The 24,822-nt window shown below is 66.0% G+C and carries 20 protein-coding genes and 1 riboswitch; of the genes, 15 read left to right on the forward strand and 5 right to left on the reverse strand.

The annotated features are described in order from the left end of the window. The first annotated feature begins 2 nt into the window (after positions 1-2). The 3 genes from KVF90_RS06380 (at position 3) to KVF90_RS06390 (ending at position 2,814) form a co-directional block, all read left to right on the forward strand. Positions 3-386 carry a GtrA family protein gene (locus KVF90_RS06380; protein WP_264394006.1) on the forward strand — a complete coding sequence of 128 codons (384 nt, stop codon included), beginning with the start codon at positions 3-5 and terminating at the stop codon, positions 384-386. After that, positions 383-1,945 carry a hypothetical protein gene (locus KVF90_RS06385; RefSeq protein ID WP_264394007.1) on the forward strand — a complete coding sequence of 521 codons (1,563 nt, stop codon included), beginning with the start codon at positions 383-385 and terminating at the stop codon, positions 1,943-1,945. Before KVF90_RS06380 ends, KVF90_RS06385 begins: the two co-directional genes overlap by 4 nt. 80 nt (positions 1,946-2,025) lie before the next feature. Continuing rightward, a complete protein-coding gene (locus KVF90_RS06390) occupies positions 2,026-2,814 on the forward strand; it encodes an SDR family oxidoreductase (RefSeq protein ID WP_264394008.1) in 789 nt (262 codons plus the stop codon). Here KVF90_RS06390 and KVF90_RS06395 read toward each other — a convergent pair. Both KVF90_RS06395 and KVF90_RS06400 read right to left on the reverse strand, forming a co-directional pair. Further along, positions 2,811-4,532 carry an N-acyl-D-amino-acid deacylase family protein gene (locus KVF90_RS06395; protein ID WP_264394009.1) on the reverse strand — a complete coding sequence of 574 codons (1,722 nt, stop codon included), beginning with the start codon at positions 4,530-4,532 and terminating at the stop codon, positions 2,811-2,813. The genes KVF90_RS06390 and KVF90_RS06395 overlap by 4 nt on opposite strands. A 3-nt stretch (positions 4,533-4,535) precedes the next feature. Further along, entirely contained in the window at positions 4,536-4,940 is a 405-nt protein-coding gene (locus tag KVF90_RS06400) for an MAPEG family protein (protein WP_264394010.1), read from the reverse strand. A gap of 101 nt (positions 4,941-5,041) precedes the next feature. Between KVF90_RS06400 and KVF90_RS06405 the strand changes: the two genes are divergently transcribed. Continuing rightward, entirely contained in the window at positions 5,042-5,938 is an 897-nt protein-coding gene (locus KVF90_RS06405) for an NAD(P)H-binding protein (RefSeq protein ID WP_264394011.1), read from the forward strand. Between the two features lie 28 nt (positions 5,939-5,966). Here the strand turns inward: KVF90_RS06405 and KVF90_RS06410 are convergent, their stop codons facing one another. Beyond that, positions 5,967-7,871, reverse strand: a complete 1,905-nt coding sequence (locus KVF90_RS06410; RefSeq protein WP_264394012.1) for a beta-galactosidase — start codon at positions 7,869-7,871, stop codon at positions 5,967-5,969. Beyond that, positions 7,868-9,973 (reverse strand): alpha-galactosidase, encoded by a 2,106-nt coding sequence (locus KVF90_RS06415; RefSeq protein ID WP_264394013.1) that lies wholly within the window; start codon positions 9,971-9,973, stop codon positions 7,868-7,870. The genes KVF90_RS06410 and KVF90_RS06415 overlap by 4 nt, the downstream gene beginning before the upstream one ends. A gap of 108 nt (positions 9,974-10,081) precedes the next feature. Here KVF90_RS06415 and KVF90_RS06420 point away from each other — a divergent pair, with 108 nt between their 5' ends. From KVF90_RS06420 to KVF90_RS06455, 8 genes are all read left to right on the forward strand, one after another. Further along, the gene (locus KVF90_RS06420; RefSeq protein WP_264394014.1) at positions 10,082-11,572 is read left to right on the forward strand and encodes a sodium:solute symporter family transporter; all 1,491 of its coding nucleotides are present in this window, start codon (positions 10,082-10,084) and stop codon (positions 11,570-11,572) included. Continuing rightward, on the forward strand, positions 11,569-12,597 hold the full coding sequence (locus tag KVF90_RS06425) for a UDP-glucose--hexose-1-phosphate uridylyltransferase (protein WP_264394015.1): 1,029 nt from the start codon (positions 11,569-11,571) through the stop codon (positions 12,595-12,597). Before KVF90_RS06420 ends, KVF90_RS06425 begins: the two co-directional genes overlap by 4 nt. An 18-nt stretch (positions 12,598-12,615) precedes the next feature. Then, positions 12,616-13,800, forward strand: coding sequence for a galactokinase (galK, locus tag KVF90_RS06430; protein ID WP_264394016.1), 1,185 nt, complete (start codon positions 12,616-12,618; stop codon positions 13,798-13,800). A 98-nt stretch (positions 13,801-13,898) separates the two neighbouring features. Next, on the forward strand, positions 13,899-14,885 hold the full coding sequence (locus tag KVF90_RS06435) for an ArsR/SmtB family transcription factor (RefSeq protein ID WP_264394017.1): 987 nt from the start codon (positions 13,899-13,901) through the stop codon (positions 14,883-14,885). Beyond that, complete coding sequence (metF, locus tag KVF90_RS06440; protein ID WP_264394018.1) at positions 14,882-15,811, forward strand: methylenetetrahydrofolate reductase [NAD(P)H]; 930 nt, start codon at positions 14,882-14,884, stop codon at positions 15,809-15,811. The genes KVF90_RS06435 and metF overlap by 4 nt, the downstream gene beginning before the upstream one ends. Beyond that, complete coding sequence (locus tag KVF90_RS06445) at positions 15,808-16,851, forward strand: homocysteine S-methyltransferase family protein (protein WP_264394019.1); 1,044 nt, start codon at positions 15,808-15,810, stop codon at positions 16,849-16,851. Before metF ends, KVF90_RS06445 begins: the two co-directional genes overlap by 4 nt. Before the next feature lie 87 nt (positions 16,852-16,938). Further along, positions 16,939-19,569, forward strand: coding sequence for a methionine synthase (metH, locus tag KVF90_RS06450; RefSeq protein ID WP_264394020.1), 2,631 nt, complete (start codon positions 16,939-16,941; stop codon positions 19,567-19,569). Positions 19,570-19,600: 31 nt separating this feature from the next. Continuing rightward, positions 19,601-20,797: a serine hydrolase domain-containing protein gene (locus KVF90_RS06455; RefSeq protein WP_264394021.1), complete on the forward strand. Its 1,197-nt coding sequence runs from the start codon at positions 19,601-19,603 to the stop codon at positions 20,795-20,797. Between the two features lie 89 nt (positions 20,798-20,886). Here KVF90_RS06455 and KVF90_RS06460 read toward each other — a convergent pair whose 3' ends face one another. Then, positions 20,887-22,086, reverse strand: coding sequence for a cation:proton antiporter (locus KVF90_RS06460; protein WP_264394022.1), 1,200 nt, complete (start codon positions 22,084-22,086; stop codon positions 20,887-20,889). A 140-nt stretch (positions 22,087-22,226) separates the two neighbouring features. Next, positions 22,227-22,328, forward strand: a riboswitch (glycine riboswitch). Between the two features lie 169 nt (positions 22,329-22,497). Between KVF90_RS06460 and gcvT the strand changes: the two genes are divergently transcribed. The 3 genes from gcvT to KVF90_RS06475 are packed head-to-tail and all read left to right on the forward strand — an operon-like array spanning position 22,498 to position 24,797. Next, positions 22,498-23,637 carry a glycine cleavage system aminomethyltransferase GcvT gene (gene gcvT / locus KVF90_RS06465; RefSeq protein WP_264394023.1) on the forward strand — a complete coding sequence of 380 codons (1,140 nt, stop codon included), beginning with the start codon at positions 22,498-22,500 and terminating at the stop codon, positions 23,635-23,637. Positions 23,638-23,640: 3 nt separating this feature from the next. Continuing rightward, complete coding sequence (gene gcvH / locus KVF90_RS06470; protein WP_264394024.1) at positions 23,641-24,009, forward strand: glycine cleavage system protein GcvH; 369 nt, start codon at positions 23,641-23,643, stop codon at positions 24,007-24,009. Next, the gene (locus KVF90_RS06475; protein WP_264394025.1) at positions 24,006-24,797 is read left to right on the forward strand and encodes a hypothetical protein; all 792 of its coding nucleotides are present in this window, start codon (positions 24,006-24,008) and stop codon (positions 24,795-24,797) included. Before gcvH ends, KVF90_RS06475 begins: the two co-directional genes overlap by 4 nt. The last annotated feature ends 25 nt before the right edge of the window (positions 24,798-24,822 follow it).

Consider the following 24,822-nt stretch of genomic DNA (forward strand, 5'->3'; position numbering starts at 1 on the left):
CGATGATCGCCCGCCTGTTCCGTTTCGTGCTGACCGGCCTTGCTAATTCCGCTGTCGGCTGGGCGGTGATCTTTGGCGGGCTGTGGGCGGGAATGAGCGGGCTTGGGGCCAACGCGGCAGGCTATGCGGTGGGGCTGGCGCTGTCCTTCACCCTCAACCGCCGGTTTGTCTTCGGGATGACGGGCGCGGTGTCGGGGCGCGAAGTGGCGAAGTTCCTTGCGGCCTTCGCGGTCGCATACGGAGCCAATGTCGCGGTGCTGCTGGCCGCGCAGAGCGTGCTCGGCGCCGATAGCGCCTTGGCGCAACTGCCCGCGATTGGCGCCTATATCGTGATCTTCTTCGTCCTCTCGCAATTCTTCGTCTTCAAGCCCGCAGTCTCCGAATGAACCTTTCCGTTTCGACCCCCGGCGTGCCCTTGGGCGGCACGCCGCAGCCGCTTGGGCTGCTTGACCGCTGGCCGGTGGTGGTGCTGGTGTGCCTTGCCGCCATCGCGCCGCTGCTGGTGGTGGGCATCGCCCCGCTGACTGACCTTTACGGCCACCTCGGTCGCTATGCGGTGCAGACCGAGCTGGCCCAGCGCCCCGCGCTCCAGCCTTTCTTCACCTACGAGTGGAAGCTGATCGGGAACCTTGGCGGCGACATTCTGGTGCAGGTGCTGCATCCGTTGCTCGGACTCGAAGGCGCGGTGCGTGCGGCGGTGATCGTGACCCAGCTTCTGGGCGCCGTGGGGCTTTTGCTGGTCAGCCGCGAAGTTCACGGACGGATCACGCCCTTCGCTCTGGCGGCGATCCCGATGTTGTACGGCTTTCCCTTCAACTACGGCTTCATCAACTACGCGCTGAGCATGGCGCTGGCGATGCTGGCCTATGTCGTGTGGCTGCGCCTTCACCAGCAGGAGCGCGCGCTGGCTGCGGGGCTGTGGCTGGCGGCAGCGGGCGCGGCGATCTGGGTGAGCCACACCTATGGCTGGGCGTTCCTTGGCCTGATGTGCGGATCGACCATGCTGGCCGAAGTGATCGCGGCGCGGATGCATCCTGTCAAAGCCGTGCAGCGCATCCTTGCGGCGTGCTGGCCACTGCTTTTGCCGGTGGTGCCGATGGTGATCTGGCGCGCGGAATCCTCGGGCGCGGCAATGTCGGGCTGGGCCTACCAGTTCAAGATCAACTGGCTGTTGTCTCCGCTCAGGACCTATTGGCGCGATTTCGATCTGGGGTCGCTAGCGGCAGTGGGCGCGCTGCTACTCTGGGCGCTGTTCAGCAAGACCGTGCGCTTTGATCGCGGCATAGGCATCACGGCGCTGCTGTGCTTCGTGTTCTTCTTCATCCTGCCCTTCCGCGTGTTCGGCTCGGCCTTTGCCGACATGCGGCTGCTGCCCTATGCCTTTGCGATGGCGCTGCTGGCGATTGGCCCGGTGCGCTTCGGTTCGAAGGTGCTGCTGGTGGCGAGCGGACTGGCGCTGGCCTTCTTCGGGGTGCGAATGGCGACCACCGCCGCCGCCTATGTGGCGCAGGACCGGACGGTGCAGGCCGCGCTCCCGGCACTGGACAAGATGCCGCAGGGCGCGCGAGTTGCCTTCTTCTCGGTCAAGCCATGCCGGACGCTTTGGGCGCTGGCCGCGCTCGATCACCTTGCGGGTGCAGCGATGGCGCGGCGCGATGCTTTTGTGAATGACCAGTGGCAGCAGCCGGGCGTCAATCCGCTGAAGGTGCGTTATCCCGCGGCCGAGCCTTTCGTGCGCGATCCCTCGCACCTCGTCCAGCGCGAGGATTGCCAGGGGAAGACACGGCCCAAGCTGTCGAGCGCGCTCGCCAAGCTGCCGCGCGGCGCGTTCACCCACATCTGGATCGTCGGCGATTTTCCCAAGGACATGGCCGCGCCCGAGGGTTTCGTACCTGTCCCCGATGCAGGACGCGGTCTGCTGTTCGTCGCCAAGCCGCAGGGCTGACCCGCCAGCAAGTTCGCCAGTTTACGCTAGCCCCGCGCCCGCGCCACAAGGGCGGCTCGCAACGCGAAGGGGATGCGGCGATGGATCTGGGAATTGCGGGGCGCCGGGCGCTGGTCAACGGCGGAAGTGCAGGCATGGGGCGCGGCGCTGCGCTGGCCTTGGCGTGCGAGGGATGCGAGGTGTTCATCTCCGCGCGCGGGGCCGAACGGCTCGAGGCGACCTGCCGCGCCATCGCCGCCGAGACCGGTGCCACAGTTCACCCGCTGGTCGCCGACCACGCCTCGGACGAAGGGCGCAAGGCAATCCTCGCTGTGATCCCTGATCCCGATATCCTCGTCGCCACCTGCGCTCCGCCGCCTTTCACCGGCGATTTCCGCGAAGTCTCGCGCGAGGATTTCGAGACTTCCGTGGCGACCGCGCTGCTCAGCCCGATCGAATACATCAAGGCGGTGACCGGCCCGATGGTCACACGGCGCTGGGGCCGGATCATCAATATCAGCACGGGGGCGGCCAAGTATCCCGCCGCCATGCGCGTGCTTTCGGGCCCGCCGAGGGCAGCACTGGCGAATTATTGCCACGCGATCTCCAAGGAGTTGGCGAAGCACAATGTCACGATCAACTCGGTGCTGCCGGGGATGCACCACACGCCGGGGATCGAGGAGGTGCTGGCCCCGCGCGCGGCGGCAAACGGGCGCAGCTATGACGAGGAGGTCGCCGCCTTCGTGAATGCGGTGCGCCTGCCCGCCGGTCGCTTCGGCGATGCCGAGGATCTGGGCGCAATGGTGGCGATGTTCTGCTCGGCGCAGGCGAGTTACGTCACGGGCCAGTCGCTGGTGGTCGATGGCGGGATCGGCACCTCTACGTTCTAGGCCGCCGCGCGATACCCCGCCCCGCGCACCAGCTTGCCTGGCCGCGCACCGGTCGACTGGTCGAAGCGGCGGATCACCTCGCCTGCGACGATGGTCGCCTCGTAACCGGTCGCGCGCTGGTGCAACCGGCGGCCGCCTGCGGGAAGATCACGCACGACTTCGGGGAGGTGCAGGGTGAGGCCGTCGAGGTCGATCACATTGAGATCGGCCCGTCCGCCCACGTGCAGCGTGCCCCGGTCCGTGAAGCCCACCGCGCGCGCCGCCTTCTGGCCGAGCATGTGCACCGCTTCGGCCAGACCCAGCTTGAGCGGGCCGTCCTTCTGCACGAACTGCGTCAGCAGATACGTCGAATAGCTCGCATCGCAGATTGCCCCGTAATGCGCGCCGCCATCGCCCAAACCGGGGACGCAGTGCGGGTGGCGGAGCATCTCGTGCGCGCTCTCCAGCGAGGCGTTCTCGTAATTGCCCAGTGCAGCAAGGAACAGCCCGCGCCCTTCGGTTTCGAGCAGCCGGTCGTAAGCGATCTCCTGCGGCGTGCGCCCACGCGCAGCGGCTTGGCCGGTCATGCTCATGTGCGCCGGCGGGGCGTAGTCGGGGGGATTGTCCAGCGGGAACAACCAGCGCCAGTTGCGCGCCAGTTCGTTGAACGGGTGGCCGGGGGTGAAATCCTCGGTGATGAGCGCGGCGCGCAGGGCAGGGTCGCGCATCGCGGCGACCTGTTCGGGGATAGAGAGGTGCGCGATCTTGGCCCAGCTCGGGCAGAGCACGAAGGGGTGCACTGTCAGTTCCAGCCCGGCGATCAGCCCGATCGGGCGCGGCATCACCTGTGCGTTGGCGACGCCGCCTGCGGCATTGGTGGCCTCCAGCATTTCCAGCACCCGCCGCCAGCGCGGCGGGGCGTCATTGCCCGAAGCGAGAGTGAAAGTCGCAGGGCGGCCCGAAGCCGCGATCATCCGCTCGATCACCCGGTACTCCTTGTCCCACCCGACAAAGGCATCGAGCACCACCTGGAAGGTCCCCGCACCGGCATCTGCCATGCCGCGGCCAATCGCCTCAAGCTCGGCGATATCGGTGTCGAAGGTCGGGATCGCCGCGCCATCGGCGGTCTTGTGGATGGAGAGCCGCGACGTCGCAAAGCCGATTGCGCCCGCGTGCATCGCTTCGGCGGTGAGGCGGCGCATCATCGCAAGGTCATCCTCTGTGGCGATATCGCGCGCCGCGCCGCGCTCGCCCATCGCATAGACCCGCAAAGGCGAGTGCGGCAGGTAGGCGGCAATGTCGATGTCGCGCTTTCCGGCGGCGACCTTGTCGAGATATTCGGGGAAGGTTTCCCAGTCCCAATCGAGTCCCTCGGTCATGACCACGCCGGGGATGTCCTCGACCCCTTCCATGACGTTGATGAGCATTTCGTGATCGGTCTTGCGGCAGGGGGCGAAGCCGACGCCGCAATTGCCCATCACCGCTGTCGTGACCCCGTGCGAGGACGAAGGCGAAAGCTCTTCGGCCCAGATGCATTGGCCGTCGTAATGGGTGTGGACGTCGATGAAGCCGGGGGTGACGATCCTGCCCTTGGCGTCGATCTCCTCCGCGCCGCTCCCGCTGACCTGCCCGATCGCGGCGATCCGCCCGCCGCTGATGGCAACATCGCCCTCGATCAGATCTCCGCCTGTCCCGTCGGCAATTGTACCGCCGCGGATCACAAGGTCGTAATCGGCCATTCCTCAAGCTCCCTCAACCAGCTTCACGATCCCGCCGATCAGCGAGCCGAGAACGAAGATATAGATCGGCGGCATCGAGATGTAGAGCGGCAGTCGCCGCTTGTCGGCGGCCTTGTGATAGCCGATCGCATAGAGCACACGCATCGGCGGCCAGATTGCCCCGATCCCCGCCGCCCAGATCGGGCTCACCACATAGGCGAACAGCCACAAGCCCGGGAGAAAAAGCACGAGATGTTCCAATGTGTTGAGATGCGCGCGCACGTGGCGGACATATTCCTCCGGCCCTTCATGCGAGGGCGCAGGCACCTTGAACTTGACCCGCGCAATCCCGGCCATGAGCAGCGTGAAGTAATAGGCGAGTAGCGCCAGAGCGCTGACGATCGCGACGTAGATATACGGGTCCTGCATGTCCGGCGCCTCTCCCCAAGCGCAGCGGCGAAGCTGGGCGTGTGGAGGGCTTGCGGCAACTCGCACTTTTGCGGCTGGGTTTGGCGCGCTAGGGAGCGGGGATGACCGCAACCACCCCGACGCCGCGCCGCATTGCCCTTGCCGGGGCGAGCGGGACGATAGGCGCAGCGGTGCTGCGGCGGCTTGAGGCGGACGGGCACTATGTTGCGGCCCTTCCACGCGGCGCGATCGCCGAGGTTGATGCGCTTGCGGAAGGGTTGGCGGATGATCGAATCGATGTGGTGATTTCCTGCATCGCCTCGCGCTCGGGCGCGCCGCATGATGCGCTGGCCGTTGATTATGGTGCCAATTCCGACCTGCTCGCAGCAGCACAGGCGGCGGGAGCTGAGCACTTCATCTTGCTTTCGGCGATCTGCGTGCAGAAGCCCTTGCTCGCCTTCCAGCACGCCAAACTCGCCTTCGAGGCGGAGTTGGCGGCGAGCGGGATCGGTTACACCATCGTCCGCCCCACCGCCTTCTTCAAGTCACTGTCCGGACAGGCAAAAAGGGTGAAAGCGGGTAAGCCTTTCCTGATCTTTGGCGACGGCAATCTGACCCGCTGCAAGCCGATCAGCGATGATGATCTGGCGCGGTTTATCGCCGGGTGCATCGACAACCCTGAAATGTCAGGCAAAATTCTTCCCATCGGCGGTCCCGGCCCGGCGCTTTCCCTGCGCGATGCGGGGGAGATGCTGTTCGAGGCAACGGGAAAAACGCCGAAATTCAAGTCCGTATCGCCGAAGATGTTCACCTGGGCCGGTCGCGTTCTGGGACTTGGCGCGCCGTTTTCTGCCTGGTTCGCCGAGAAGGCCGAATATGCCCGGATCGCCCATTACTACGCCACCGAATCGATGCTGGTGATCGATCCGGCGACCGGCGAGTATTCCGCCGACCTCACCCCCGAATTCGGACAGGAAACGCTGGAATCGCATTACCGGCGGCTTTTGGCGGGGGTCTAGGAGGGGTCTGGAGGGGGTCTAAACGGGGCTAGCGGGGGTCTAGGTGCCAGCTGGCGGGGGGCAAAGTGGCCTCTAGATGGGGCACAAAAACCGGTGTGGCCGCGTAATTGAACGTAAAAACATGGGCTTGCGTGCGCCGCACCCGGATTCCGTCGGGCAAAGCGAGCAATTCCACACCGGCTTCGCCCGCCATGCGTTCCACCAGCAGCTTCAGCAAGGCGCGGTCGGGCCAGACCGTGCAATATCGCACGCCGTCCTTGTAGTAAACGACGCCCCGCCCCCCGGAATCCGCGAGTTCGGGAGCGAGGTCGCTCGCCACATCCTCGCGCCAGCGGGTGACGGCAAAGCCTTCTGCGGGTTCAGCCACACCGTCACGCAGGCTCTCGACGCGGGTGATGGTGAGGGGGATCAGATCGCGCAACGCGCCGGGCGCAAGGCCTTCGGGAATGCAGAAGCTTGCCGTCTTGCTGCCCGAACGCGGGCCGATCAGCACAGGGCAATCCAGCGCCGCCAGCTTCTCGGCGAAGCCTTCGGGGATGATCGGCAAGGTCGGCACCAGCACCATGCGGTAGCCTGACAGATCGGCCCCCGGCGCGACGATATCGACGTCGAGCCCCTGCTGCCGCAGCGCCGAATACCATTCGAAGACCAGTTCGAGATAGCGGAAGCTCTGCCCCTGGGGCTGGATGCCGATGGTCCACGCCGCCTCATAGGAGAAAACCAGCGCGACCGGAGCCTTGGCGCAGGTCTGCGGGCCGATCTCCGCCAGCACCGCCGCCGCCGCGCGCACTTCGTCCGCCGCCTCGGCCTCGCTGCTGTCAGGGCGCAAGAGCCCCGCGTGCATCTGTTCCTGCGCGAACGGCGCCTGCCGCCAGCGGAAATAGCTCGTCAGCTCTGCCCCATGCGCGCAGGCCTCCAGCGTCCACAGAGCGACCATGCCCGGCAGCGGTGCAGGGTTGAAGCGCGCCCAGTTTACCGGCCCCGGCTGCTGTTCCATCACCCCCCAGCGACCGTTCGAACACCCCCGGTAAAGGTCATGGTGGAAGGCGGCGATATCGGGGTGGCCCTGCCGCAGATAGGCCTGCTTCTCCTCGCGCGAGAACCAGAACTGTTCGAGGAAGCCGAGCGGATAGGAATCCCACGTCGCCACGTCGATATCGCGGCCCACATCGTGGTGATCGAACTCGGTGAAGAAGCCCATGAAGTTGTGGGTGATGTCGACGCCCGGTGAAGCCTTGCGCAGGATGTCGACCTGCTCGCGGTTGAAGCTCGCAACCTGATCCGAGGCGAAGCGGCGGTAGTCGAGCCAGTGCGCAGGGTTCGCTTCGGTAACGGTGAGGTGCGGCGGATCGACCTCGGCGAAGCTGCGATACTCCATGCTCCAGAACACATTGCCCCAGGCTGCGTTGAGCGCATCGGGCGTGCCGTAGCGCGCTGCCAGCCAGCCCCGGAACGCGGATGCGGCTGCGGCGGAGAAGCTCAAGACCGTATCGTGGCAGCCATATTCATTGTCGGTCTGCCACATGGCGATGGCGGGGTGCTGGCCGTAGCGGGTCGCCAGCGCGGCGGTGATGCGGCGGCATTCCGCGCGATAGCCTTCGTGGCTGAAGCAATAGTGCCGCCGCGACCCGAAGCCGCGCGGGCGGGCCTGTTCGTCGATGGCGACCATGTCGGGCATCGCGTCGACCAGCCACTTGGGCGGGGTCGCGGTCGGCGTGCCGAGGATCACTTTCAGCCCCGCCGCGTGCAGCGTTTCGATGGCGCGGTCGAGCCAGCCCCAGTCATAACGGGCGCCGCCTTCCGGCTCGATCCGGCTCCACGCGAATTCGCCGATGCGCACGAGGTTCAGGCCCATCTCGGCCATGCGGCGTGCGTCCTCGGCCCACCATTCTTCCGGCCAGTGTTCGGGATAGTAGCAGCAGCCGAGTTTCATTGCGGCAGTCTCTCCAGCGCGATCAGCCACGCGGTTTCGGGATGGGTGAGGGGGAGGGCAAGGCCATGGCCCATCAGCACCGCGCCCGAAAGGGTCAGCCCTTCGCGCCATGCGTCCGGGTTGGCGAGGTAGTGCCGCGCGCGGGGTGGCCAAGGGTCAGGCAGGGTGACGCGGTAACGCGCCTGCGGCTCAAGGCCCGCGAGCCGCAAGGGAGCGGCATCGAACACCGGCGAGAACGCCGTCTGCGCTGCGAGCGCCAGCGCCCTGCCTTCGTGCGTCACCATAATCAATGTGACGTTCGGATCGGGATGCGCGAGGTGGTGGAGCGCGCCTGCGTGCAACACCCCGCGCCATGCCTTGTAGAGCGCGATATGCGCGGCGAGGGTCTCGCGCTCCTTTTCGCTCATGCGGGCCGGATCGGCCTCCACCCCCATGTGCCCGAACACCGCGACCTTGGCGCGGAAGTCCATCGCGAGCCTGCGCCCGGTGATCGGATTGGGCGAAGGGCCGACATGGCTGCCCAGCACTTCGAGCGGCAGGAACTGCGACCATGCCGGGATAATCCGCAGGCGCTCGATGGCGTCGTTGTTGTCGGAGGGCCAGACGCGGTGGACACGGCTGAGCACGCCATAGTCGATCCGCCCCCCGCCGCTTGAACAGCTTTCGATTTCCACGTGCGGGTGCGCGGCGCGAAGACGGTCGAGCAGGGCGTAGAAGCCCTCTGTCTGCCGGGGCGCTGAGGGGAAGAGGTCGCGGTTGTGATCCCACTTGAGGTAGGCGATGTCGTACGCGCGCAGCAGGGCGTCGAGACGTTCGAACAGGTAATCGCACACCTCCGCCCGCGCCATGTCGAGTGCGAGCTGGCCGCGCATCGTTGACTTGTCGCGGCCATCCTGTTGCAGGCTCCAGTCGGGGTGCGTGCGGTAAAGGTCACTGACGGGCGAGACCATCTCGGGCTCGACCCACAGGCCGAAATCCATGCCGAGCGACTTCACGTGGTCGATCAGTGGGCCGAGACCATTCGGGAAGATGTCGGGCGAGACGAACCAATCACCGAGGCTGGTCTGGTCGTTGCGGCGTCCACCGAACCAGCCGTCGTCCAGCACGAAGCGTTCGATGCCGAGGCTTGCGGCGTCTTCGGCGAGCGCGATCAGGGCGTCTTCGGAAAGGTTGAACCCCAGCGCCTCCCACGAATTGAGATGCACCTTGCGCAGGCCCCAGGCCTTGCGGTTCGGGAGAATGGCGCGGGCATGATCGTGGAACACTTGCGCCAGAGCCGACCGGTCGGGGGCAAGTGCGAACATCGCCGTGGGTGTCCGGTAGCCGACGCCGTGTTCGAGATCGACCTCCCCCCCGTCCCACGCTGCGCCCATCTGGAGCACCGCGCGCCCGTCGGCGCTGCCCACCAAGTCCACGTCGATGCGGGTATCGTGATCGCCGCTCCACGCAAGGTGCGCGCCCAGCACTTCGCCCGAGGCAGGGTCTTCGAGGATCAGCCAATTGCCGCCCGCAAAGCCCGGCTTGCCGGCGACCGAGGTGCGGGCTAAGCCTTCTGGCGCGACCGGGCGGCTGTGCTCGCGCATCTCTCCCGCCCAGCGCCCGGTGAAGCTGGTGAGGTGGGTGAAACGGCGGGGAATGGGGAGGGCGAGCGCGCTCAGCCGGTCGAGGACGAGCTTGCGCCCGCCGCCGCTGGTGAGGAAAGCTTCTGTGCAGACCATGCCCGACGTGCCGATCCACCAGCATTGCTCGATATCGACGCCGAGCAAGGCGTCATGGAAGGTGAGGATCAGCTCGGTCGGGTAATGCTCCCAGGCGACGAGGCGGAAATCGGTGGCACATTCGGTGGAGGCGTGGTCTGTGCGTTCGCGCAGGCGCACCGCAGGCATCCCGCTCCACCCCGCCTTGCCTTCGGGGAGCAGTCCCGGCACCGGCGGCACATCGGGCTGGCTTTCGTGCCGCCCGCGCGCGCTGGCGGTTGCGAGAATCGCCAGATCGTCGCCATCGGGAAGGCGCGCGCCGCAATAGGCGAGGTCCGCCGCGCCCCCTTCCTCCAGCGCGAACACCAGCGTCAGCCGCTCGCCGTCCAGCCTGACAAATTCCACGCGAAGCCCTCTCCCTTACCCCGGCACCGGTGATGAGCGGTGCGCGCGGGCTTGTCCGGCACCCGCCAATGCGCTGTAACCGCCCCCAACGAGAGGGGAAAGCGCACAATGTCGCAAGCTGTGATGTCCGGAGGGACGGGCGGAAGTCTGGTCCAGATTGCGGTATGCCTCGGGGTGACCGCGGTCATCGGGCTTGTGACCTGGCTGACCATCCGCCGGGACAAGCACGACGGATCGGACAAGGACGTCTATCTTGCCGGTAACTCGCTGTCGTGGCTGTTCGTCGCGGGGGCGATCACGCTGACCAACCTCTCGACCGATCAGCTGGTGGGGATGAACGGCAACCAGATGCTGCTGCTCGCGTGGTGGGAGATCAGCGGCTTTGTGGGCCTGCTGATCCTCGCCTATGTGTTTGTTCCGATCTATTACCGCGCCAAGGTTACGACCGTGACCGAGCTGCTCGAACAGCGCTATAACGGGGGCGGCATCCGCACGCTGGTGTCGGCGCTGTTCCTGTTCGGGATGATCCTCATCTACCTGCCTGCCGGGCTCTATTCGGGCGCGCTGTTCCTCAAGACGGCGGGGATCGATCTGCCGCTGCTGGTGCTGGCGGCGTTCTTGGGCGTGGTGGCGGCGGCCTATACCATGGCGGGCGGATTGCGGGCGGTGGCGGTGATGGAGACCTATGCGGGCATCGGCGTGCTCGCCATCGCAGTGCTGATCGTGGTGCTGGCGCTCAATGCGGTCGATTGGGACATCGCGCGCGGCGTTCCGCCAGAGCGGCTGACGATGGTGGGCGCGGCGGATTCGCCGATCCCGTTCCATACCCTCTTCACCGGCATGATCTTCATCCAGATCTATTACTGGTCGACCAACCAGCCGATCACCCAGAAGGCGATGGCCGCACCCAATGTGCGCGAGGCGCAGAAGGGCGTCTTGGCGGCGGCCTGCGTGCGCATCCTGATCATCCCCGCGATCGTGGTGATCCCGGGCGTGGTGGCCTTCCAGCTGTTCGGCGATATCGATGATGCCGCCTATGGCAGGCTGGTGGGCGAGGTGCTGCCGCCATGGCTGTCGGGCGTGTTCGCGGCCGCCATTGCCGCAGCGGTGATCGCGCACACGGCGGCGGTGATGAATGCGGCGGTTGGGCTCTATGCGGTCGACTTCCACGAGAAGTTCGTCGGCAAGGTGGAGAGCCACTGGCGGCTGTCGAGCATCGTCACCGCGCTGCTGACCGTCACCTCGATCGCGCTGGTTCCGGTGTTTGCGACGGCGACGAGCATCATCAACCTGCTCCAGCAGTTGAACGGGCTCAGCTCAATGCCGATCCTGTCGGCCTTCGTGGTCGGGTTGCTGTTCACCGGCGTGGAATCGCGCGCGGCGATTGTCGGGGTGCTGTGGGGCTTTGCGCTTTATGCTGTCTACACCTTCGTTGCCGAGCCCCTGGGGGCGGTGCCGCTGCACTATATCGACTTCATGGTGGTGACACTGGTGACGAGCATTATCGCGGCGCTGGCCTTCAACCGCTTCGTGCTGGGCGGCCGGGCCGCCTTCGCGCCGCGCAAGGTCTTTGCCGGGTTGGCGGAGACTGCGCGATGATGCTCGACCTCGCCCAGCCGCACCGGCGTTTCAATCCGCTCACCGGCGGCTGGGTGCAGGTTTCTCCGCAGCGCATGGGGCGGCCGTGGCAGGGTGAGGTCAGCCCGCCCGATCCCCCGCCGCCGTCCTATGATCCGGGCTGCTACCTGTGCCCCGGCAATGCCCGTGTCGGCGGCGAGGTGAACCCGGCCTACGAAGGCGTTTACGTCTTCGCCAATGACTTTCCCGCGTTGGCCGAAGATGCGCCGGGCGGCACGAGCGATGATCCGCTGTTCCGGGTCGAGGCTTCCGCAGGCGTGTGCCGGGTGATCTGCTTCTCACCCGATCACGGCAAGTCGCTGCCCCTGCTTACCCCAGTGCAATTGCGCAGCGTGGTCGATTGCTGGGCCGACCAGACTGCCGAACTCGGCGCGCGCTTCGCCAGTGTGCAGGTGTTCGAGAACAAGGGCGCGATGATGGGGTGTTCCAACCCCCATCCCCACGGACAGGTCTGGGCAACCGCGCATCTGCCGAAGGAAACCGCCACCGAGGACGCACAGCAGCGCGATTACTACGCCGCCCATGGCCGCCCGCTGCTGCTCGACGTGGCGACGCGCGAGGCGTCCTCGGGTGAGCGGGTGGTCGAGAGCAATGATGATTGGCTGGCCGTGGTGCCCTTCTGGGCGGCATGGCCGTTCGAAACGCTGCTGCTGCCGCGCTTTGCCGTGCAGCGGATGCCCGATCTGACCGCCAGCCAGCGCGCCAGCCTCGCCGCGATCCTCAAGGCGCTGACCACCCGCTACGACAACCTGTTCCAGACCAGCTTTCCCTATTCGATGGGCTGGCACGGGGCACCTTTCACGGCGGGCGCGCAGGATCACTGGCAGCTCCACGCCCATTTCTATCCGCCGCTGCTGCGTTCGGCATCGGTGCGCAAATTCATGGTCGGCTACGAAATGCTGGCAGAACCGCAGCGCGATCTCACGCCCGAGCGGGCAGCGGAGATGTTGCGTTCCGTCAGCGGGTCAGTGCATTACCGGGCCTGAAGAGGGAAAAGACACGACATGGACCGCCGCGAAAAACTGATGGCCCGCGCAAGGCAGGGCTACCGGCTTGCCTACGGGGCAGAGCCGACGCACTTTTTTGCGGCGCCGGGCCGGGTGAACCTGATCGGCGAGCATGTCGATTACAATGATGGCTATGTCCTGCCCTGCGCAATCGACCGCGAGGCGATCGTGGCGCTTGGCCCGGCGGACAGGGATGACCCGGTGCCGCGCTTCGAGGCTGTCGCGCTCGATATGGGCGAAATGGCCAGCGCGCGGGACAGCTTCGATCTGGTCGGCCCGATTCGGCAGGGCGAGAATAACTGGCAGAACCACGTGCGCGGGGTGATCCAGGCGCTGGGACGCTATGGCCACCGGGTCAAGCCGGCGCGGATCGCGATTGCTGGCGACGTGCCGATCGGCGCGGGGCTTTCCTCCTCGGCGGCGTTCGGCGTGGCGGTGGCGCTGGCCTGTTCGGAACATTCGGGGCTGGGGCTTTCGCCGACCATGCTCGCCAAGGTGGCGCAGATTGCCGAGAATGATTTCGTCGGCTGCGCCTGCGGGATCATGGACCAGATGGCATCGGCGGCGAGCGTGGCGGACCATGCGCTGCTGCTCGATTGCCGGACGCTGGAACACATGCCGATCCCGGTCCACCCGAGCCTTGCCATCACGGTGATCGACACCGGCATCCGCCGCAGTCTGACCGAGAGTGCATTCAACCAGCGCCGCGCCGAATGCGAGGCAGTGGCGGCGCATTTCGGGCTGAAGGCCCTGCGCGATCTCGATTGGGCCACGCTTGAGGCGGCGCAGGATTCGCTCGATCCCACGCTCTATCGCCGCGCGCGGCACGTGGTCGGGGAAATCCAGCGGGTCGAACCGGTCGGCACGGCGCTGGCGCAGGGCGACACGGCTCTGCTGGCCGAGGTCATGCGCGAGGCGCACCTGTCGCTCTCAGCGGATTTCGATGTCTCGCTGCCGCAGATTGACCGGCTGGCGGCGTTGATCGCGGAAGGGCTGGACGATGCGGGCGGCGTGCGGCTGACGGGGGCAGGCTTTGGCGGCTGTCTGGTCGCCGTCACTGCCCATGATGCCGCCCCCGTTATCGAAGCGGCTGTCGCGCTCTACAATACCGGTGCCGATCTGCCCGCCCGGACCGAGACGTTCCGGCCGATCAGTGGGGCAGCGGCGATCAGGATTGACTGACGAAGGACCAAGCGCGGCCCCGTGAAGCGCAAATTGGCGCCGCACCCTTCCGAGGACGATTTACACATATAAAAATATCTTTATATGATGCCCTCACCATGGTGATCGAGGACATCTTCAAAGCGCTGGGCGATCCGACCCGGCTGCGCATCGCCCGCCTGCTCGGGACGATGGAGCTGGCCGTGGGCGAACTCGCGCAGGTGCTCGGGCAAAGCCAGCCGCGCGTGTCGCGGCATGTCGGCATCCTGTGCGATGTCGGCCTGGCCGAGCGCCGCCGCGAAGGCAGCTGGGTGTTCCTGCGCCAGAGCGAATCGAGCGGGGCAGTGATTGCCGCCGTGCAGGATCTGCTCGCTCTTGCCGAAACCACCGAACCCGCCTTTGCCGCCTTGTGCGAAGCTGACCGGCGCAAGCTCGCCGCGATCCGCGAATCGCGCGAGGCTGCGGCCGAAACCTATTTCGCGCGCCACGCCGGCGAGTGGGACGATCTGCGCGCGCTCCACAGCGCCGACGCCGAGGTCGAACGCCACCTTGCCGATGCGCTGGCCGAAGCGCCGCTCGGCGCGCTGCTCGACATCGGCACCGGCACCGGCCGGATGGCGGAACTGTTCGCGCCGCAGGCCGACCGCATCGTCGCGCTCGACAAGAATCTGGAAATGCTGCGTGTCGCCCGAGCCAAGCTCCAGCATCTGCCCACCGCCCGGATCGAGCTGGTGCAGGGCGATTTTGCTGATCTGCCGTTCCCCGATGCCGGTTTCGATACCGTGCTGCTGCATCAGGTGCTGCACTTCGCCACCGATCCCGCGCCCGCGCTGGCTGAGGCCGCGCGCGTGCTGCGCAGCGGCGGGCGGATCGCGATTGTCGATTTCGCCAGCCACGATCACGAGGAACTGCGCACCCGCCACCAGCACGCACGCCTCGGCTTCACCGACCGCCAGATGGCCGAATTGCTGCGCGCCGCCGGCTTCACCGCCAGTCCCCCGCTCGCGCTCGAAGGTGGCGAGCTGATCGTGAAGATCTGGATCGGCAAGCGCCGTGCCGCCGCCGCTTCCCCTGCCAAGACCCCTGCTCTGGAAACTGCCCGATGACCCCTACCCTCGACCAGCTCAACGAATACCGCACCGCCACCGATACCCCGCTGTTTTCGGGACTGCCGGGCGATGTCGCGGTCAGCTTCGAATTCTTCCCGCCCAAAAGCGCCAAGATGGAAGAACAGCTGTGGGACGCGGTGACGCAGTTGCAGCCGCTTGCCCCCAGCTTCGTTTCGGTGACCTACGGCGCGGGCGGATCGACCCGTGAACGCACCCATGCGACCGTCGCCCGGATCATTGCCGAAGCCGGTCTCCCCGCCGCCGCGCATCTCACCTGCGTTGCCGCATCCAAGGCGGAAATCCGCGAGGTGGCGGAGCAATATTGGGAAGCGGGCGTGCGCCACATCGTCGCGCTGCGCGGCGACGCGGGCGAACCCGGCGCGCCCTTCACCCCGCACCCCGAAGGCTTCGCTAGCGCGGCCGAACTGGTGACGGGCCTCAAGGAGATCGCCGATTTCGAGATTTCGGTCGCCGCCTATCCCGAAACCCACCCCGATGCGCTCAGCCCGCAGGACGATATCGACAACCTGAAGCGCAAGCTTGACGCCGGGGCGACCCGCGCGATCAGCCAGTTCTTCTTCTCGCCCGAGGCGTTCTTCCGCTTCCGCGATGCCTGCGCCGCGAGCGGGATCGATGCGCCGATCCTGCCCGGCATCCTCCCTGTCACCAATGTCGCCCAGGCGCGCAAGTTCGCCACCGCCTGCGGTGCGGCGATCCCGGCGTGGATGGACGGGCTGTTCGAAGGCCTCGACGAAAAGCCCGCCGCGCGCCAGCTGGTTGCCGCCACGGTCGCCGCCGAACTCTGCCGCCGGCTCTATGCGGGCGGGGTGCGCGATTTCCACTTCTACACCCTCAACCGCCCCGAACTGGCCTATGCGATCTGCCACATGCTCGGGAAGCGCCCTGTTGGAGAGACCGCATGAGCGCCCGCCAGCAACTCCTCGCCGCTGCCGCGGAGCGCGTGCTGATCTTCGACGGCGCGTTCGGGACGCAGATCCAGAACCGCAAGCTGACCGAGGCGGATTATGCCGGTTCGCTGGGCCTGCCCGCCGACCAGAAGGGCAATAACGACATCCTCGCGCTGACCCGCCCCGATGTCATCGGCGACATCACCCGCGCCTATCTGGAAGCGGGATCGGATGTGGTTTCGACCAACACCTTCTCGGCCAACCGCATCAGCCAGGCCGATTACGCGGCCGAGGACCTCGTGGCGGATATCAACATCGCCAGCGGCAAGCTCGCCCGCGCGCTCGCCGATGAATATGCCGCCAAGGATGGCCGACCCCGCTTTGTCGCAGGCGCGATCGGGCCGACCAACAAGACCCTCTCGCTCAGCCCCGATGTCGAAGACCCCGGTTACCGCGAGATCGACTTCGATGAACTCGTCGCGGTCTACAAGGAACAGGCCGAAGCGCTGGTTGCGGGCGGGGTGGACTTCATCCTGATCGAAACCGTGTTCGATACCCTCAACGCCAAGGCCGGGATCATGGCGGTCAAGCAGCTGGAGCGGGAGACGGGGCAGGACATCCCGCTGATGATCTCGATGACGCTCACTGACCTTTCGGGTCGCAACCTGTCCGGCCACACGGTCGAGGCGTTCTGGTACGCGGTGCGCCATGCCAAGCCGCTCACCATCGGGCTCAATTGCAGCTTCGGCGCGGAGCAGCTTCGCCCGCATGTGAAGGTGCTCTCGCAGATCGCGGACACGCTGCTGCTGATCTACCCCAACGCAGGGCTCCCCAACGAGCTGGGCGAATATGACGAAGCGCCCGAAACGACCGCTGGGCTGGTCGCTGACTGGGCGGATCACGGGCAGGTCAATCTGCTGGGCGGTTGCTGCGGATCGACGCCGGATCACATCGCCGCGATTGCGCGGGCGGTGGCCAAGTCAGCGCCGCGCACGGTGCCGCACCCCGAGCCCGCCATGCGGCTCGCGGGGCTTGAGGCCTTTATTGCTGCATAGAACAACCAAGCCCGTTCGTGTCGAGCGAAGTCGAGACACAAAAGCGGGGCCTCTCGACTACGCTCGAGGCGAACGGAAATATTGAAAATGAACCAACCCTCTTCCTCCGCCCGCTTCATCAATATCGGTGAACGCACCAACGTCACCGGCTCGGCCGCGTTCAAGAAGCTGATCATGGCGGGCGATTACGCTGCGGCCGTGGAAGTCGCGCGCCAGCAGGTCGAAAACGGCGCGCAGGTGATCGACGTCAACATGGACGAAGGGCTGCTCGACGCGGTCCACGCGATGACGACCTTCCTGAAACTGATCGCCGCCGAACCGGACATCGCCCGCGTGCCGGTGATGATCGACAGCTCGAAATTCCACGTGATCGAGGCGGGGCTGAAGTGCGTCAGCGGCAAGCCGATCGTCAATTCGATCAGCATGAAGGAGGGCGAGGAAGCCTTTCTCGAACACGCCCGCATCTGCATGGATTACGGCGCGGCGGTGGTCGTCATGGCCTTCGACACGGTCGGTCAGGCCGACACCAAGCAGCGCAAGGTCGAAATCTGCAAGCGCGCCTATGATCTGCTGGTGGCGGAAGGCTTCCCGCCCGAGGACATCATTTTCGATCCCAACATCTTCGCGGTGGCGACGGGGATCGAGGAACACAACAACTACGGCGTCGACTTCATCGAAGCGGTGAAGGAACTGCGCGAGCTCTGCCCCTACGCCCATTATTCGGGCGGGTTGTCCAACCTCAGCTTCAGCTTCCGCGGCAACGAGCCCGTGCGCCGCGCGATGCATTCGGTGTTCCTCTATCACGCCATTCCGGCGGGCCTCGACATGGCGATTGTCAACGCCGGGCAATTGGACGTTTACGACCAGATCGACCCGGCGCTGCGCGACGCCTGCGAGGACGTGATCCTCAACCGCGATCCCGACGCGACCGAGCGCCTCATCACGCTCGCCGAAAGCTTCAAGGGCAAGTCGGTCGCCGATGAAAAGGCTGCCGAGGAATGGCGCGGCTGGGCGGTCGAAAAGCGGCTCGAACACGCGCTGGTCAAGGGGATCGACGCGCATATCGTCGACGATACCGAAATCATGCGCGCCGCCATCGCCGAAGCCGGTGGCCGCCCGATCGAAGTGATCGAAGGCCCGTTGATGGACGGCATGAACGTGGTCGGCGACCTGTTCGGTTCCGGCAAGATGTTCCTGCCGCAGGTGGTCAAATCCGCCCGCGTGATGAAGAAGGCCGTGGCCCACCTCATCCCCTATATCGAGGCCGAGAAAGACCTGCTCCCCGAGGAAGAGCGCAAGGCCAAGGGCAAGATCATCATGGCGACGGTGAAGGGCGATGTGCACGACATCGGCAAGAATATCGTCGGCGTCGTGCTCCAGTGCAACGGCTATGACGTGATCGACCTTGGCGTGATGGTGCCGTGGCCCACGATCCTCGCATCCGCCAATGACAACAAGGCCGACATGATCGGGCTTTCCGGCCTCATCACCCCTTCGCTCGACGAGATGGTCACGGTCGCCGAGGAAATGCAGCGCGCCGGCATGACCATGCCGCTGCTGATCGGCGGGGCGACCACATCCAAGGTGCACACCGCCTTGAAGATCGACCCGGCTTACGAAGGCCCGGTGATCCACGTGCTCGACGCGAGCCGTGCGGTGGGCGTGGCGTCCAAGCTGCTCTCCGACACCCAGCGCGATGAATATGTCGCGCAGGTCGAAGACGAATATATCCACGTGCGCGATGCGCGCGCGGGCAAGTCGCAGAGCGTGCTGCTCAGCCTCGAGGACGCGCGGGCGAATTTCTACGACGCCTATCTGTCGGACAAGCCCGCTCCGCCCGAGCAGCCGGGGGTGCATGTGTTTCCCGACTGGTCGCTGGAGCACCTGCGCGGCTTCATCGACTGGACGCCGTTCTTCCGCGCATGGGAGTTGCACGGCAATTACCCCGCGATCCTCACCGACGAAGTGGTGGGCGAAACCGCGACGCAGCTGTTTGCCGATGCCAACGCGATGCTCGACCAGATCATCGCCGAAAAGTGGCTGACCGCGCGCGGCGTGGCGGGCCTGTGGCCCTGCGCGCGTGACGGGGACGATGTGACCATCCACCTGCCGGAAACCGAGGAGCATGTGCGCCTTCCCTTCCTGCGCCAGCAGGTCAAGAAATCGCGCGACCGGGCCAACATGTGCCTGGCCGATTTCATCGACCCGAACGGCGACTGGATCGGCGGCTTTGCGGTCGGCATTCACGGGATCGACCCGCACTCGGCGCGCTTCCAGGCCGACAAGGACGATTATTCGGATATCCTGCTGAAGGCGCTCGCCGACCGCTTTGCCGAGGCCTTTGCCGAGGCGCTGCACCAGCACGTGCGCACCACGCTGTGGGGTTATGCCCCGGGCGAGCAGCTCACCTGCGAGGCGCTGATCAAGGAGCAATATCGCGGCATCCGCCCGGCGCCGGGCTATCCCGCCTGCCCCGATCACTCGCTGAAGCCGATCCTGTTCGACCTGCTCGACGCGCCGAAGAACACCGGCCTGACGCTGACCGAAAGCTTCGCCATGTGGCCGACGGCTGCGGTTTCCGGCTTCTACTTTGGCCATCCCGAAAGCCAGTATTTCGGCGTCGCCCGCGTGGGCCGCGATCAGGTAGAGGAATATGCCGCGCGGCGCGGCGTTGACGTGGCGACGGCAGAGCGCTGGCTGCGGCCGAATCTCGATTGACGCGGGCGCGCAGGGAGCGATGATGCGCGGCATGATCCGCCGCATCCTCGCCGCTCCCCTGCTCCTTGGGGCCCTCGTCGCCGTTCCCTCCGCTGCCGAGGTTTACACGCCCCCGCCGCCCGCGACGGTGGTGGTGGCGTTTGACCGCGAGAGCATCCGCCCGCTGATCGTCGAAGGGCTGGCGAACAAGGAGACAGGGCGCCCGGTCGAAGCCAATGATCCCGTGCGGATTGCGTCGATCTCAAAGCTGATCATGGCGCTGACCGCGCTGCGGCTGATGGACGAGGGGAAGGTCGATCTCGACCGCGACGTTTCCGACTACCTCGGCTGGAACCTGCGCTCGCCCCATCATCCCGATGCGCCGGTGACGCTTGCGCACCTGCTGTCCCACCGCGCGGGTCTCAGCGACAAGGCGGGCTATGTCATCCCCCTGGGCGAGGGCCTTGAAGCCAAGCTCGCCGACCCTGCCGCGTGGCGTGACACTGGCCCGCCGGGCGAAGCGGCGTTCGAATATGCCAACCTCGGTTCCCCACTGGTCGCCACCACGCTCGAAGCGGCGAGCGGCGAGCGGTATGACCGGCTGGTCGAGCGGCTGGTGTTTGCGCCGCTCGGGGTGAAGGCGTGCCTCAACTGGATCGGCTGCGATGCGGAGATGCAGGCCCGCAAGGTGACGCTCTACCGCCACACCGGCGAAGTCGCCGCCGATGGCGCAGACAGGCTGTCGCCCGCCTGCACGATCCCGGTGGCTGAGGGGCAGGCGTGCGATCTTTCCAACTATGTTCCCGGCACCAATGCCTCGATCTTCTCGCCACAGGGCGGGGTGCGGATCGGGATGGTCGATCTGGCGAAGATCGGGCAGGCGCTGATCAGTTGGCGGGACGAGAGATTGCTTGCGACAGAGACATTCAAGCGCCTCGCCAAGTCGGCATTTTTTGGTGAAACCGGGGCGCAGGAGTTATTCTGTCATTACGGACTCGGGCTGCAAGCGATCGAAATGGGTGTGATCGATTGTAATGACGCCTTGTTCGGAAGAGGGCCGTGGCTCGGACATCCTGGCGAGGCCTACGGGTTGCTCTCGGGGCTGTGGGTTGATGGCGAGGGCAAACAGGGCTTCGTCTATTTCACCACCCAGAACCCGCCCCCTGAAGGCGGCGAAGATACCGGCAATTTCACCCCGCGCGAGAAGGCGCTGATGGCGCAAGCGCTGGGGATGGTGGAGAAGCCATAATCTCCGTTCGTGTCGAGCGAAGTCGAGACACCATGGCGCGACGCTAAGGCCTCGCGACTGCACTCGAGGCGAACGGAGTTTGAGGAAGCCTAAGCCTCCGCCTTCACCCGATCCCCCAGCTTCTTCAGCAAGGGCGTTGCCAGCGGCGTCGTCAGCATCGTGCTGCCCACCGCCATCAGCAGCAGCGCGGTGAAGGTCGTGGGCGTGATGACCTGCTTGTCGAGCAGGATGTTGGCGAAGATGATCATGATCAGCGCCTTGGTCTGGAGCAGCCAGCCGATCAGGCTCGCCTCGGTGCGGCTCCAGCCGAGCAGGCGTCCGGCGATGTGGACGCCCAGCAGCTTGCCCCCCACCGCCGCGGCCAGCAGCAGCGCTGCGACGCCGAACACGGCAAGCCCGCCGCCCTCCCATTGGGTGCGCAGGCCGGTGGAGAGGAAGAACACCGGCATCACCGTCAGCAGCACGACATTGCGGAAGCGGTCCATCGCTTCATGGCCGAACCACTTGGCATCGAGCACCACGCCCGCAAGGAACGCGCCGACCATGTAGTGCAGGCCAGACCAGTCGCCCGCCAGCCCGCAGATCGCGAGCCAGATCAGGCCCACCGGCCAACGGTCATTCTCCGACAGGCGCTTCATCAGCCAGCGCACGGCGATAGCGGCCAGCGTAAAGCCGACGAGGAAGATCGCCTGCCGTCCGATCCGCTCCCAATCGAGCAGGATCAGCGCCAGCACGCCCCAGATCGCGATATCATCGAGGCTGGCATAGCGCAGGATGCGCTGGCCGATCGCCTCGCGCAGGATGCCCAGCTTCTCCATCAGCAGCACAAGGATCGGCAGCGCCGTGACCGCACATGCCATGCCGATGCCCAGCAAGGCCTGCCAATACTCCCCCTGCGCACCCCGCCAGCCGGGGAATTGCAGGATCACCGCCGCCGCCGCCGTTCCTGCGAGTAGCGGCATTCCCAGCGCCAGCCCTGCGGTCAGCCCGGTCTCGCCGCGGTGCTTCCATGCTTGCGACAGGTCGAGTTCGATCCCCGCGATCCACACGAACAGCATCACCGCCCACCACGCGACGCCGTTCAGCGCGATGATCACGTCGGGCCGGAACACGAAGGCATAGTAGTCCGGGAACACCGCGCCCAGCACGCCGGGGCCGAGCAGAATGCCGCCCACGATCTGCACCACCACCAGCGGCGCCCAGTAATCTGTGCGCAGCACACGCCAGACGAGCCACGGCACGGCGAAGATGATCGTCAGCGCGATCAGATAGATTTCAGTGAGGTTCATCCCGCCGCCGTGTCTATTGCGCCGCGCCTGTGCGCGCAAACGTGTTTTCCACATGGCTAACCGCTGTTCGCCCGATTGACGCGCTGCAGCAAATCAAGCAGGGCAGGCGCGTCTTCCGGGGCAGAAGTGATTCTGTGCCGGGCAGGCGAGCGGGAGAGCCCGATGCACCCTTTGCGGGGGGCAAAGGCGCCGAAGGAGCAACCGCCCCGGAAACTCTCAGGCCAACGGACCGCTCGGCTGCGTGACACTCTGGAAAGCGTCTCGGATGTAAATCCGCGGCCACCGAAGGGGAGGTGCTGCGCCACGTTGGCGGTTGCATCGAAGCTCTCAGGTCACCCGACAGAGGGGGCAGTTAATGGGCGGTGCCTTTGGCGCTGCCGGACTGCCGTATTCTGCTTCGGAAGGCCTTTGATGAGCGACCACGACACCGAAGATTTCGTCGAAGATATCCCGCTCGATGCTTTGCCGCTCGACGCGTGGCACCGTGCGCGCGGGGCGCGGATGGTGCCGTTTGCGGGCTACGAAATGCCGATCCAGTATGAGGGCATTGTTGCCGAGCACAATTGGACCCGCGAAAGCGCTGGCCTGTTCGATGTCTCGCACATGGGACAATTGGTTCTGTCCGGCCCCGATCTCGACGCCGCGGTTGAAGCCGTGCTGCCGATCGACCTCAGCACGCTGAAGCTCGGTCAGCAGCGCTATTCGCTGCTGCTGGACGAGGAGGGCGGGGTGCTTGATGACCTGATGGTCTCGCGCTGGCCCGAGGCGCTCTACCTTGTCGTCAACGGCGCGACCAAGTGGGACGACATGGGCACCCTGCGTGAAGCGCTGCCCGACGATATCACGCTGAACTATCTGGACGACCGCGCGCTGCTGGCCCTGCAAGGCCCCAAGGCAGCCGAAGCGCTGGCGCGTCACGCGACGGGCGAATACCCGCTGTCGGCGCTGACCTTCATGAAGTTCGGGCAGTTCAAGCTGGCCGGCCACGATGTGACCATCGCGCGGGCGGGCTATACCGGCGAGGACGGGTTCGAAATCTCGCTCCCTGCCGAGGCCGCTGCCGAAGTCGCCGATCTGCTTTGCGCGGAGCCCGAAGTGAAGCCCATCGGTCTGGGCGCACGAGATTCGCTGCGGCTGGAGGCGGGCCTGCCGCTCTATGGCCACGACATGTCGCCCGAGACTTCGCCCATCGAAGCGGGGCTCACCTTCGGCATCAACAAGCGCCGCCGCACCGAAGGGGGCTTCCCCGGCGCTGACCGTATCATCCGCGAGATCAATGAAGGCACGGCGCGCAAGTGGGTCGGCCTGAAGATCGAAGGCCGCCTGCCCGCGCGCGAAGGCGCCGAGGTTTTCGCAGGCGACGACCATATCGGTACCGTCACCAGCGGTGGCTTCTCGCCCACCTTGGGCGCTCCGATTGCGATGGCTTACGTCGCCAGCGACTACGCCGCCATCGGCACCACGTTCGAAGTCGAGGTTCGCGGCAAGCGCCTCGCCGCCACCGTTTCGCCCACACCTTTTGTCCCGCACCGCTATTACAGGGGGAACTGACCCATGCGTTACTACACTGACGAGCACGAATGGATCGACGTCGAAGGCGACGTCGCGACCGTTGGCATCACCGATTATGCGCAGGGCCAGCTTGGCGACATCGTGTTCGTCGAACTGCCCGAAGTCGGCGCGCTGATCGAGCAGGGCAAGGATGCTGCCGTGGTCGAGTCCGTGAAGGCCGCTTCGGACGTCTACGCCCCGATCACCGGCGAGATCACCGAAGTGAACCCGGCGCTGGAAGAAGACCCCTCGCTGGTCAACTCCGCTCCCGAAGATGGCGGCTGGTTCTTCAAGATGACCATTGCCGATGTCGGCGAGCTCGACGGGCTTATGGACGAAGACGGTTACAAGGCGTTCGTCGAGGAACTGTGACCCAGTCGGCGCCGCCCCCTGTGCGATTGCTGGTTGCGACCCCGCTGTATGACGGGGCGCAAGCCGACTATCTGCGCAGCGTGGTCGGGCTTTCGGGCGCGGCGGAGCGAGCGGGGTTTGCCTGTTCCTTCGCCTGGCTCAGCAACAATGCGTCGATCGACCGGGCAAGGAATGCGCTCGCGGCGGCCTTTCTGCAATCGGATGCGACGCACCTCGTCTTCATCGACGGCGATATCGGCTTCGTACCGGAAGAGCTCGTCGATGCGGTGGCGCGGATGCAGGCCGATGATCGCCTCGCCGTGCTCGGCGCGCCCTGTCCCAAGCGGCGGATCAACTGGGGCCTTGTTGCCTCGGCTGCCGCCAAGGGGCTGGGGGAAGGCAATCCGATGATGCTGGAGCGTTACTCCGGCCTCTTCGCGATCGACCTTGCCGATCCGGACGGCCAGTTCCCGCTGGGAGAGCCGATCGAGCTGCTGCGGGCGGGCACCGGGTTGATGGTGATCCGCCGCGACGTGATCGAAGCCCTCGCCGCGCGCCACGCCGAGCTGCGCTACATGCCCGACCAGCTTGACCGCGATAGCGGGTTGGCAGCTGACACGATCACCGCCCTGTTCCAGCCGTTGATCGACCCCGAGACGGGCCACTTGCTGTCCGACGACTACGCCTTCTGCCACCGCGCCCGCGCGGCCGGCTACCGCATCTGGCTCGCCCCCTGGATGCGTACCACCCACACTGGCCCGGCGCGATTTGCCGGGACCCTTGCCGATCTTGCGCAGTTGAGCGCCTGAGCCTTTCCACCACCAGCCACGGACA

This window comes from Porphyrobacter sp. ULC335 (genome assembly GCF_025917005.1).
Classification (GTDB): Bacteria; Pseudomonadota; Alphaproteobacteria; order Sphingomonadales; family Sphingomonadaceae; genus Erythrobacter.